6 protein-coding genes are annotated in these 12,517 nt (G+C 68.1%); 1 reads left to right on the top strand and 5 read right to left on the bottom strand.

What is annotated here, in order from left to right; genetic code table 11:
• Positions 1-3: 3 nt before the first annotated feature.
• The gene (locus ABS767_RS15610; protein ID WP_408080019.1) at positions 4-2,346 is read left to right on the top strand and encodes a glycoside hydrolase family 95 protein; all 2,343 of its coding nucleotides are present in this window, start codon (positions 4-6) and stop codon (positions 2,344-2,346) included.
• Here ABS767_RS15610 and ABS767_RS15605 read toward each other — a convergent pair whose 3' ends face one another.
• The 5 genes from ABS767_RS15605 to ABS767_RS15585 all read right to left on the bottom strand — a co-directional run bounded on the left by ABS767_RS15605 (position 2,347) and on the right by ABS767_RS15585 (position 12,381).
• Positions 2,347-3,141, bottom strand: coding sequence for a FadR/GntR family transcriptional regulator (locus ABS767_RS15605; protein WP_408080017.1), 795 nt, complete (start codon positions 3,139-3,141; stop codon positions 2,347-2,349).
• 78 nt (positions 3,142-3,219) lie between these two features.
• Entirely contained in the window at positions 3,220-5,121 is a 1,902-nt protein-coding gene (locus ABS767_RS15600; RefSeq protein ID WP_408080015.1) for an NPCBM/NEW2 domain-containing protein, read from the bottom strand.
• Positions 5,118-7,784, bottom strand: coding sequence for a glycoside hydrolase family 3 C-terminal domain-containing protein (locus tag ABS767_RS15595; RefSeq protein WP_408080013.1), 2,667 nt, complete (start codon positions 7,782-7,784; stop codon positions 5,118-5,120). Before ABS767_RS15595 ends, ABS767_RS15600 begins: the two co-directional genes overlap by 4 nt.
• Before the next feature lie 20 nt (positions 7,785-7,804).
• Positions 7,805-9,343 carry a tryptophan halogenase family protein gene (locus tag ABS767_RS15590; RefSeq protein WP_408080011.1) on the bottom strand — a complete coding sequence of 513 codons (1,539 nt, stop codon included), beginning with the start codon at positions 9,341-9,343 and terminating at the stop codon, positions 7,805-7,807.
• Between the two features lie 65 nt (positions 9,344-9,408).
• Positions 9,409-12,381, bottom strand: coding sequence for a TonB-dependent receptor (locus ABS767_RS15585; protein WP_408080009.1), 2,973 nt, complete (start codon positions 12,379-12,381; stop codon positions 9,409-9,411).
• Between the last annotated feature and the right edge of the window lie 136 nt (positions 12,382-12,517).

Here is a 12,517-nt window from a genome sequence, read left to right as displayed (position 1 = left end):
CCGGTGAGCGATCCGACCGCGGTCTCCCGCCGCACCGTGCTGGGAGCCGCGACCGCGCTCGCTGCCGTCCCGGGGGCGGCGGGGGCGGCGGGGGGGGCGTCGGCCGCGAGCGACCGTGCGCGACTATGGTATCGGCAACCCGCGGCGGAATGGACTCAGGCGCTGCCGATCGGGAACGGCCGGATCGGCGCGATGCTGTTCGGCGGGGTGGCGCAGGAGCGGCTGCAGCTCAACGAGGATACGCTGTGGACGGGCGGCCCCTATGACCCGGTGAACCCGGCGGCGCGCGCGGCGTTGCCGGAGGTGCGCGGGCTGATCGCGGCGGCCCGTTATGCCGAGGCCGAGGCGCTGGCCGATGCAAAGCTGATCGGCACGCCGCGTACGCAGATGGCCTATCAGGCGCTGGGCGACCTGCTGATCGACCTGCCCGGCGCGGGTGCGGTCACCGGCTTCCGCCGCGAGCTCGATCTCGACTCCGCGCTCGCCGGCGTCAGCTTCGACCGCGACGGCAGCGGCCATCGCCGCGAGGCGTTCGCCTCGGCAGCCGATGACGTGATCGTTGTGCGGCTGAGTGCCGACGCGCCGTTCGATCTCACCGTCCGCTTCGCGTCCGAGCAGCCCGAGGCACGGTCGGTTGCAGCGGGCGACATGCTGACGCTCACCGGTCGCAACTCGGAGCGCGCGGGGATCGCGGGTGCGCTGCGCTTTGCCGCGCGGGTGGCGGTCATGGCCGAGGACGGAGCGACCGACGCGCGGGACAAGGCGATCGCGGTGACCGGCGCGCGCGCGGTGACGCTGCTGCTGGCGATGGCGACCAGCTATCGCGGCCCCGACGATGTGTCGGGCGATCCGGAGGCGGCGACGCTGGCGACGCTACGCCGCGCGCGTCGGCGTGGGTTCGCGCGGTTGCGGCGCGACGCCATTGCGGCGCATCGCGCGCTGTTCCGCCGGGTCAGCCTCGACCTCGGCACGAGTCCCGCCGCGCAGCTGCCCACCGACGAACGCGTCCGCCGCAACCGGCCCGCCGAGGACCCGGCGCTTGCGGCGCTCTACTTCGATTATGGGCGGTATCTGCTGATCGCATCGTCGCGTCCCGGTACGCAGCCCGCGAACCTGCAGGGCATCTGGAACGACAGCAATGATCCGCCGTGGCAGTCCAAATATACCGTCAACATCAATACCGAGATGAACTACTGGCCCGCCGAGGTCGCAGCGCTGCCCGAATGTACCGAGCCGCTGCTGCGCATGGTGCGCGAACTGGCGGTTACCGGTGCCCGCACCGCGCGGGAGATGTACGGCGCGCGCGGCTGGGTCTGCCACCACAATACCGACCTGTGGCGCGCGACCGCGCCGATCGACGGGGCGCAATGGGGCATGTGGCCGACCGGTGGCGCGTGGCTGTGCACGCATCTGTGGGAGCGGTACGACTATGGCCGCGACCGCGATTTTCTGCGCGCGATCTATCCGGTGATGCAGGGCGCGGCGTTGTTCTTCCTCGACACGCTGCAGACCGATCCGGCGACCGGGGCGCTTGTCACCAGCCCGTCGATCTCGCCCGAGAACCGACATCCGATGGGGGCATCGGTCTGCGCGGGGCCGGCGATGGACAGCCAGATCCTGCGCGACCTGTTCGATCAGGTGGCGCAGGCGGCGGCGATCCTGGGCGTGGATGCGGAGTTCGCGGCGCAGGTGAAGGCGGCGCGCGCTCGGCTGCCCGAGGACCGGATCGGCGCGCAGGGCCAGTTGCAGGAATGGCGCGAAGACTGGGACGCCCGCGCGCCGGAGCCCGACCACCGCCATGTCTCGCACCTCTACGCCTTGTTCCCCAGCGACCAGATCGACCCCGTGCGTACGCCCGAACTGGCCGCGGCGGCGCGCCGCTCGCTCGAACTGCGCGGGGACGAATCCACCGGTTGGGCGACGGCGTGGCGCATCGCGCTATGGGCGCGGCTGCGCGACGGAGACCGCGCGCATGCGATCCTCGCCTTCCTGCTCGGCCCGGGGCGGACCTATCCCAATCTGTTCGATGCCCACCCGCCATTCCAGATCGATGGCAATTTCGGCGGCACCCGCGCCATCGCGGAGATGCTGGTGCAGAGCCGGGGCGACGCCATCGCGCTGCTCCCTGCCCTCCCCGCCGCCTGGCCTGATGGATCGGTCGGCGGCCTGCGCGCGCGCGGGCAGTGTCGGGTCGACCTGCGCTGGCGCAACGGCGCGCTGGAGGAGGTCGTGCTGACCGCGGGGATCGAAGGAACGCGGCGCGTTTCGTGCGGCAAGATTACGGTGTCGGTGCCCCTTTCCGCCGGAAAGCCGGTTCGGTTGCGGGGGTCGTCGCTGACCGCGTGATCAGGCGGGCGCCGGCTCCCCCGCCATGTCCTCGTCGTCCATGACCCCGCGCGTGTCGTCGAGCGCCAGTTCGACCAGCGCACGCATCGCTTCGGTCGCCGCCGCGACATCGCTCGCGACGATCGCGTCGAGCACGCGGGCGTGATCGGGAATGGGATCGCGCGGCAATTCGCGCGTGCGCTGCTTGAAATGCGTGGTCCAGGAAACCGCCGCGCCGATCGACGCGCTGATCACGACGAGCGCGTCGTTGTTGGTCGCGCGGAGCAGCGCGTCGTGGAAATCGCGGTCGGCCGCGCGCCCTTCGGCCGTCGCCAGCGAATGGCGCCGCATGCCGTTGAGCGCGTCGCGCATCCGCTTGATATCGGCCTTGCTGCGGCGCTGCGCGGCGAAGGCGGCGGCGGCAGGCTCGATCACCAGCCGCAGTTCGAACAGGCTGCGGATCAACCGCGCATCGGGATCGCCGGCAAAGGCCCAGGCAAGCACCTCGGGATCCAGCAGGTTCCAGCGTTCGCGAGGGAGGACGCGCGTGCCGGTCTTGGGGCGGCTCTCGACCAGCCCCTTGGCGGCGAGCACCTGCATCGCTTCGCGATAGGCACCGCGCGAGACGTTGAGCGCCTCGGCCGCAGCGATCTCGCCCGACAGGATGTCGCCCGGAGCGAACTCGCCCGAGAGGATGGCAGTACCGATCTTGTTGGCCACGGCCCCGCGCAAACGCCGGCCCGGGCCGCGCACGCGCGCTGCGCGCTCACCCGTTTCAACGTCCCCGGCCCGAGCGGCGGCCTCGTCCTTCTTCATCCCCCCGATCAAGGCCAAGCGCGGCGTCGAGTCAACCGTGAACCCGCCCGGCGCCACTCACAATGGGTACCCTGCGGGCTAGCGCAGCAGCGCGGCATCCCCCCAGGTGGCGGGCTGGATTTGCGTCCATGCGCGCGCGCCACCCTGTCCGCGCGCAACCAGTTCGACGATCTTCACGCCCGCGACGTCTGCAGCGAGCGGCGCGGCAGGCTCGCCGAAGCGCTTTGGCCCCGAGCGCGCGAGCAACCGACCGTCGCCCCAGATCTCGAACACCACCGCCCCGGCATCCGGCGATCCGCTGTCATTGACGCCCACCGTTGCGGTGAAGCGCCGGAACCCCGAATTGCGCACCTCCAGCCGCGAATTGGCGAGCACGCCGATCCCGGTGTCGAACGGCGCGCCCGCGACGCGCAGCAGCTTGCCGAACGGCGCGCGATCCGCTTCCGCGCCGCCCCATCCGGCATATTGCGCATGTTCGCCCGGTCCGTGCGTACCGATCCAGGGCGTGATCGACTGGAAGATCGTCGGGTCCACCTGCGGGACGACGACGCCATCGACCGCCGGATTGACCGATCCGGGCATCTCCGAAAGATACAGGCCGCCCGCCAGCCGCCGCGTGCCGGTCGCGCGGAACACCAGCGTCTCGCGCGGGGCGAGGCGCAGCTTCAACTCCTTGCGGAAACCGCGGCGTTGGCCGCTCCACAGGTCGCGCAGCGCGATTTCGCCGTCGGGCGAGAGCTTCAGATGCTCCGCCGTCAATGTCGCATCGACCGGCGCCGAACCGCGGTTGAGCAGCGCCACCGCCTTGGTCCCGTCCACCAGTGTCTTGACGAAGATCTGCACCTCGTCCGACTGATAGGCGAGCACCGCCTGATTGCCCGCCGGGTCCTGATTGAGCGCGACGATCTGCGCATTGCCGAAGACCGCGCGCAGCTGCGGCGTCAGCTTGCGCAGGTCGTAGCCGATGATCAGCGGCGAATTGAGCATCGCCCAGAGCGAGAAATGCGAGCGCGCCGCCGTCAGATCCTCGCCGCCGAACTCGCCGGTGCCGACGAACAGCATATCGGCATCGTTCCACGCCCCCGGCCCGGCATAGAGTGCGCGGCTGGTCACGGTGTCGAGATTGGTCAGCATCCGCGCCCAGCTCGGCTGGATATCGTCGCTGGTGCGCGACATGTTGCCGACATCCTTGCCCCAGGCGCGGACATTCGCCGAACCCCACAGGCACAGCGAATAGACATAGGGGCCGGTCGCATGGCGCCGGATCGCCGCTCCCACCTCCTCGTACAGTCCGCGCATCGCCGGGATGTTCGTGGCGCCCAGCGACTGCATGTCGACCAGCGGCGGCAGCGCGCGGTACAGGCCCGATTTGACTCGCGGCGCATCCGCCGGAAGACCGCGCACGCCGCAGCCATCGACCTTGATGAAGTCGAACTTCCACTCGGCGAAGAACAGGCGGATGTCCTGATCGACATGGCCGTACAGGCCGACCTCACGCTCGGCGCGGGTGCCTTCGGGCTGGTTCTTGAAATCGGGCGTATAGATCTGGCCACAGCTGTTGCGGCCGATATCGCTGTAGATTCCCGCCTTCAGCCCCATCGCGTGGAGGCGGTCGGTCAGCGGGCGGAAGCTCGTATCCGGGCCGGTGGCGGCCGAGGGGAAATGGCTGGCGCGGATGATCAGTCGGCCATCGCGTTCGCGCCGCTTCAGCCACCAGCCATCATCGATGTTGACGTAGCGATAGCCGATCTTCGCCAGGCCGGTATCGACCAGCGCCTGGGCGGAGGCGAGCACCTTTTCCTCGTCGACATCGCTGTTGAACGCATTCCACGAATTCCAGCCCATCGGCGGGACCGGGGCGTGCCCGGCGGTGTTGGCGGTCCAGCGACCGGTCGGTGCGAGCGGATCGCGCTGGGCGAAGGCGGGGCCGGACAGCGCGATCAGCGCGGCACTGAGCAAGGCAACGTGGCGCCGGTTCATTTGGGCAGGTCCCGCGCTTTTTCGACCGCGAAGGCGGCGCCCTCGCCCGCGACGCCGGTGCCGGGCTGGCCCGATCCCACCGTCACGCGATAGCTGCCGACCGCCACCCGACGCAGCCCCTCGGGCGTCACGCTGGACAGGTCGCGCGGCGACAGATCGAACCGCACCGTCCTGGTCTCTCCGGGCTTCAATGACACGCGCTGGAACCCGCGCAGCGCGTGGCGCGGCATGCCGGGCAAATCGGGGAAATCGAGATAGAGCTGCGCCACCTCGTCCCCTGCCCGCGCACCGCTGTTGGTCAGGCGCGTGGTGACGGTGAGGCCGTTCTGCGCGCCGCCCGATGCCGGCCGCACCTCGAGCGCGCCATAGCGGAAGCTGGTGTAGCTGAGGCCATGCCCGAACGGATAGACGGGCGTGCCGGTGAAGTAGCGATAGGTGCGTCCTCTCATCGAATAGTCGTCGAACGGCGGAAGATCGTCGACGCTGCGATAGAAGGTGAGCGGCAGGCGCCCCGACGGATTGGCGCGACCGGTGAGGATGTTGGCCGCGGCGGTGCCGCCGGTCTCGCCGGGATACCAGGCCTCGATCACCGCGGCGGCGTTGTCCTTGCCCCATTGCAGGTTGATCGGGCTGCCGTTCATCGCGACGAGGATGATCGGCTTGCCCGTCGCGCGCGCCGCGTCCAGCATCGCGATCTGGTCGCGCGGCAGGTCGAGCGAGGTCTTGTCGCCGCCCGAAAAGCCATCGATCTTGAAGGCGGTTTCCTCAGCTTCCATGTCGGACGTGAGGCCGACCACCGCCACCAGCGCGTCGGCGGTGGCGGCGGCACGCTTGAGGTCGGCGTCGGGGGTGCGCGAGATGCGCTTCCACACCAGATCCGACCCGCCCCCTTCGATCGTGAAGGGGTAGCGCTTTCCGGCGACGAGATCGAACGTCACGAGCGTAGGCAAATCATTGTACCGGCTCTTGCGCCGGTCGGCGATCACCTTGCCGTCGAAGGTCAGCAGCCCGCCCGGCCCGGTCAGGCCGACGCGATAGGTGCCGCTCTCCGGCGCCACCAGGAAACCGGTGAAGGTGCGGCGGTGAATGTCCGAGACCTTGGCCAGCTCGAGCTGGCGGTCGCCCACATCCGCCTCGATCCGCGTCACTACCGGCTCGGCGGCATATTTGACCTTGGCCAGAAATGCGTCGCGCGCGCCGGGTGCGAACTTCGCCGGGACCGGCGTGGTCGGGCTGTAGTAGCGGACGAGCACGCCGGGCTTGCCGTCGGGCGTGCGCAGGGCGGACGTCGGCACGCGATCGCCGTCGGTGATCGACTCACCGAACGGCACCAGCGTCACATTGCCCGCGCCCAGCGCCGCGCGCAGGCCGTCGACCACCGAGATGGGCGGCCCGGACAGGCCTGAGGAGTAGTTGCCGCGCAGCACGCGAGTCGCATCGCCATGCGGACCGATCACGGCGATCCTGGTGCCCGGCTTGAGCGGGAGCACGCCCGAATTCTTCAGCAGTACCATCGACCGCTCGGCCGCCTGCAGCGTCAGCGCGCGGTGCGCGGCTTGGCCGATGGCGCTCGTCGGCACCATCGCGGCCACGTTCTTGAGGCCGGGAAGGTCGCCGGTGCGATAGCGCGCGGCGAACAGCAGGACGAGGCTGTCGTCGATCTGCGCCTCGGTCAGCAGGTCGCGGGCGAGCGCGTCGCGATAGCGGTCCTCGAGCCCCGCGGTGTCGGATAGAGTATTGGTGTTGCACTCGCTGTCGACGCCCGACCGGATCGCGATCGCCACGCCCGATGCGGGATCGGGCGCATATTTGTGATTCTCGTCGATGTCGCGCACGGCGTCGCAATCGGACACGACATAGCCCCTGAAGCCCCAGGCCTCGCGCAGATGGTCCTTGAGCAGCAGGTCGCTGGCGCAGGCGGGTTGGCCGTCGATGCGGTTGTACGCGCACATGATCGACCCGGCCTTCGCCTCGACGATCGCAGCGCGAAAGGCGGGAAGGTAGGTGTCCTCCAGATCATAGGGCGTCGGGTAGAAATTGTCCGAATGGCGCGTCGCCTCCGGACCGCTGTGCACCGCGAAATGCTTGGGCGTGGCGATCACCTGCGGACGGTCGGGGTTAGGCCCCTGCATGCCGGTGATATAGGCCTTGCCGATCTGCGCGGTGAGGAACGGGTCCTCGCCATAGGTCTCCTGCCCCCGGCCCCAGCGCGGATCGCGGAAGATGTTGATGTTGGGCGACCAGGTGTCGAGCCCGGTGCCGATCCGTCCCAACCGCCCGGTCTGCCGCGCGAGCGTGTGGAACGCGCGGACTTCGGTGCTGATCGCGCCCGCGACCTGCTGCACCAGCGGCGCGTCGAACGTGGCGGCGAGGCCCACCGGCTCGGGGAAGTTCGTCGTCGGGATCGGCCCGAGCGCGCCGTGCAGCGATTCCGTCCACCAGTTATAGGCGGGGATGTTGAGGCGCGGAATCGCCGGCGCGGTGTTGAGCAGCTGCGGCAGCTTCTCCTCGACCGTCATCTTCGCGACCAGCTCACTCGCGAGCCGGGTCGCCTCGTCGGCACGGTCGTCCTGCCGCTGCGGCGCCGGCGTTCCGGCCGCTACGGGCAAGGCCATAACCCCGCTCAGCGCGGCGATCACCGCATACCGAATGCCCCGTCCCATCTCTCTCTCCCTGATCCGGCTCAAACCGGCTGCATGCCGTGCTGGACGATCTTCTCCAGCAGCTCGCGATGGCGCGGCAGCCCCTCCATCATCCGCGCGGTCTGGACGCGGTTCTCGCGCCACGCCCGCCGCGCCAGCTCGACCTCCGCATCGCCCTCGCCCGGCGGCGTGTGCGTGCGGTGCCCCATGCCGTAGAGGACATATTGGTAGCTCGCCGCGGGGAAGACTTCCTCGGCGCGGTCGAACTCGTCGTGCAGCCACGGCGCCTGATATTTCCACAGCTCCATCAGTTCGCGCAGCCGGTCCGGGATCGTCTCCGCCCGGCAATTGTCGCGCCAGAAGTCGGTGTCGGTCCGCTTGGTCAGCGTGTAATGGAGCTTGAGGAAATCGATGATCCGGCCCCAGCGATAGTGGGTGGTCGCATTGTAGCGCCGCGCGAGTACGTCCATCACTGCGCGGTTGGGCGGCAGCTGCTCGGCGATCATCTTGGCGGACAGCTCGATCAGCACGATCGCCGACGCCTCGAGCGGCTCGAGGAACCCGGCGGCGAGCCCCACTGCGACGACATTGCCCTTCCAGAAGGTCTCGCGATGCCCCGCCCGGATCGGGATCTTGCGAACGTTCAGCCCGTCCGCGGCCGGACCGATATAGGCGCGCAGGTCGCGCTCTGCCTGATCGTCGCTGACATGGCTGCTCGAATAGACATGCCCTACCCCGCGCCGCGTCGGCAGGCCGATGTCCCACACCCAGCCGGCCGATTGCGCGGTCGAGATGGTGTGGCACGCGACCGGGTCGGCCGGATCGGCATAGGGCACCTGCACCGCGAGCGCCGTGTCGCAGAACAGCACGTCCGAGCAGGAGCGGAAGGGCACGTTCATCGCCCCCTCGATCAGCAGCGCGCGGAACCCCGTGCAGTCGATGAACAGGTCGCCTTCGACCACCGGCCCTTGCGCGGTCTCCAGCGCGGCGACATCGCCATTGTCGGCCATGCGCACCTGCGTCACATCGGCCAGCACATGCTCGACGCCGAGCGTTTCGCAGCAATGCCGCTGGAGGAAGGCGGAGAATTTACCGGCATCGAGATGATAGGCGTAGTTCGCCAGCGCCTCATATTCCGGCGTCGCGATCGTCTTGGGCGCGAGGCCCGCGTCGCACAACTGGCCCTGCGGCGTCACCGCGTCGCAGAAGCTGCCCTCACCCTCGGCCAGCCAGTGCGGCGCCAGGTTCACGCGCGCGAAACCCTGCGGCAGCATCAGCGGGTGGTAATAGCCGTCGTCCTCGGCCCCGGTCGTCCAGCGATTGAAGCGCGCGCCCTGTTTGAACGCGCCGTCGCACTGGCGGAAGAATTCAGTCTCGGAGACGCCGATCTTGCGCAGCGTGGTGCGCAATGTCGGCCAGGTGCCTTCGCCGACCCCGATGATCGGCACATTGGGGGATTCGACCAGCGTCACGCTGAACCCGTGCGCCCGGCGGGCCTGATGCCGCGCCGCGATGACCCCCGCGGTCAGCCATCCGGCCGTGCCGCCTCCGACGATAACAATTCGCTGAACCTGATTCATGCGCCCCAGACTATGCAAAAAATGGACGGGGCGCGATGCGATGCGCCCCGTCCACAGGGGGATGGTCAGTAACGGAAGCGGATGCCCAGCGTGTAGCGCCGCCCGTAATCGAATACGTCCAGCAGCTGGTTCGAGAAGCGCCCGTGGGTGCTCTGCTGGTTGTTGGTCAGGTTCAGCGCTTCGGCGAAGACGCTGAAATTCTTGTTGAAGTCGTAGCTCGTGCTCAGATCGACCTGGAAGCTCTCGTCGACGAAGGTCGGCTCCGCGCCGAACGAACCGGTATTCTGGTTCTGTCCGAACTGAAGCAGATACTCGTCGCGCCAGTTGAGCGCGGCGCGGATCTGGAACCCGTTCTTGTCGTAGAAGCCCACGAAGTTCGCCGAATTGGCAAGGCCCGTCACGGCGAAGCCGGTCTGCGAGATGTTCTGGTCGTCATAGGGGCGGTTGGTATCGACGAAGGTGGCGTTGGCCTGGAAGCCGAAGCCCGAATCCCCGAACACATGCTGCCACGCCACTTCGATGCCGCGCACCGTTGCATCCGGCCCGTTGACCTGCTGCGTCACCGAGAAGATCGCCGGCTGGCCCGTGGTCGGATCGACCACGCCGTTGATCTGCTGGGTCGTCACGCCGCCGACGATGAAGTTGGTGACGTTCTTGAGGAACGCGTTGACGGAGAAATAGGAGTTACGCTGGTAATACCATTCCGCGGCGAGGTCGAAATTGTCGGCCAGATAGGGCCGCAGGTTGGGATTGCCGCCATTGGCGGTGAGCGCACCGACGCGCTGGCCCGAGCCCACGTTGAGCACCGGATTGAGCAGATTGAGCGCGGGTCGGGTCAGTGTCCGCGATGCGCTCACGCGCACCAGGAAATCCGGCGCGAGTTCGAGCCGCGCGTCGACGCTTGGCAGGAAGTAGGAATAGTCGCTGCCGCTGACGATCGGCTGGGTCGCGCCATAGGAGACGGTGAGCAGCGTCGGGTCCGCCGTGCTGGTGGCGATCGACGTCGGCAGGCGCCCCTGTCCGGTCGAGCGCAGGTTGGTCGTCTCGTTGCGGATGCCGGCATTGAAGTAGAACGGCATGCCCGCAATTTCGGTCTTGAAATTGACCCGCATGAAGAGCGACCAGGTCCGTTCGCGCACGTTCAGCACGCTGCCCGGATCGACCGCCTCGTCGAACGTGCCGGTGAAGCCGGTGACCGATCCGTAGTTGTAGCCAGGAATGACCTGGGTCTGCGGATTGCCGAGGCCGGTCAGGTAATTCTGATACGCAACCGGGCTGAACACGAACACCGACGGCGGCAGGTTGCCGTCATAGCCGGGGATGAAGTCCGACAGGCTGATGCTGCCCTGATAAAGCGAGGCGGGCAGCGGCGCGATGCCGGTGGTGCGTCCCGAGGGGGCACCATAGCCGGCATAAGCCTGCCAGAAGTTGTTGGTGAACGTGCTCTGGTTGAGGAAGTCGAACGTGTCCTGATAATATTGTCCGCCGAACTTGACGGTCAGGTCGTCCTGCTCCCAGGTTCCCACCGCGCGGAACTGCCACAGTTCGTCGGTGTTGCGCTGCGTCTGGTTGACGGTGACGTGCGACCCGATCAGCGCCTGGTTCGACCAGTTCGCGCCGTTGCCCGCCGGGCCGAAATTGGCGACCGAGGGGAAGGCGTTGCTGCTGTCCCCGCCGACGATGAACTGCAGGTTGGTGCCGAGCGCCCCGCCATATCCGATATCGGCATTCTGGCTGCCGATATTGCCGTCGGGGTTGCGCCAGCTCTTGGCATAGGCGCCATCGACTTCGAACTTCAGGCTGTCCGACGCGTCGACCTTGATGTTGAGGCCGGTCTGGTTGGTCTTGAGGATTTCGGTGTTCAGCGCCGAGGTGAAGTCGGTCGGGCTGCCCGCCTGGGTGAAGTTGATCGCAGTGCCGTTGTCGTCGAGCTGGACGTTGCGCAGGTCGGTCTGGTTGAACCAGACGCCGAACGCATAATTCTCGGACACCACTTCCTGGCGCGAGAAATTATTGTCGAGCGTGACCATCACGCTGTCCGATGGCTGCCACTGCAGCGCGAGCCGGGCGTCGATACGCTCGTCGTTCACGCGTTGCTGCTCGGCACCATATTGCTGCGGGAACCAGCCGGGGATGGTGCGTGCGTTCGATGCCGTCACGCCCGGTGCGGGCGCCGCCGGCGCGCAGGTTGCCGCAGTGCTGCCCTGAAGCTGGCAGGGCGCGAAGTTGCCGCCTGGCCAACCGTTGACATAGACGCGGTTGGTGTCGGTATCGCGGCGGGTATAGATGACGCTGCCGAGAACGCCGAACGTGTCACCGAAGGTGTTGCTGATCAGCAGGCCGCCGGTGGGGACGATGTCGTCCGCGCGATCCTGAACCGATCCCGATGCCGTCGCTGCGACACGGAAGCCGGGACGATCGAAGGGCTTGGGGAAGGCGATGTCGACGGTGGCGCCGATCGAGCTCGACGACAGCGTGACGTCCGGGGTCTTGAGCACGCTCAGCTGGCCGATGAAGTCGACGCCGACGGTGCTGAAGTCGATCTGGCGGCCACCGGTCGCGGTCGAGATGCGACGGCCGTCGTACAGCGTGGTGTTGAAGTCGCCGCCGAAGCCGCGAACGGTGATGCCGGTCGGCTCGCCGCGCGCGCCGCTGCGCTGGATCGACACGCCCGGAAGGCGCTGGAGCGATGCCGCGACGTTCGAATCGGGGAATTTGCCGATATCCTCGGCGGAAATGACGTCGACCACGCCCGACGAGGTACGCTTGACGTCGAGGTTGCGCTGGAGCGATCCGCGCAGGCCGGTGATGATGATTTCCTCGGCCTGGGCATCGCGTGCCTGACCTGCGGTGGCCTGCGTGTCCTGCGCCGCAACCGGCTGGCTGGCGGCGGGCTGATCGGGGGGATCGGCCGTCACGCTCTCCCGCGCCGCGGCGGGTGCCGCCCATGCGAGCGCAAGCGCGCTGGTGGCGCAGCCCAGCGAGAGGCTGGTACCGCTAACAAATTCTTTCAGACCTCTGGATTGTGAAACCGGCATGTCCTTCTCCCTCTCCCCGCCACCTGCTTGCGTGCAGGTTGGTCGTTGTCGATGACGGCACCAGACCGGTTTCCACTCCATCGGGCGATGGTCAGGCCGGAGTCGCGTCGTCAGGGTAGCGCTACCATATAGCAAA

This window comes from Sphingomonas plantiphila (genome assembly GCF_046000505.1).
In the GTDB taxonomy this organism is placed as follows: Bacteria; Pseudomonadota; Alphaproteobacteria; order Sphingomonadales; family Sphingomonadaceae; genus Sphingomonas; species Sphingomonas plantiphila.
The sequence above is the reverse complement of the archived record's forward strand: the minus strand, read 5'-3'. Positions and strand labels throughout refer to the sequence as shown.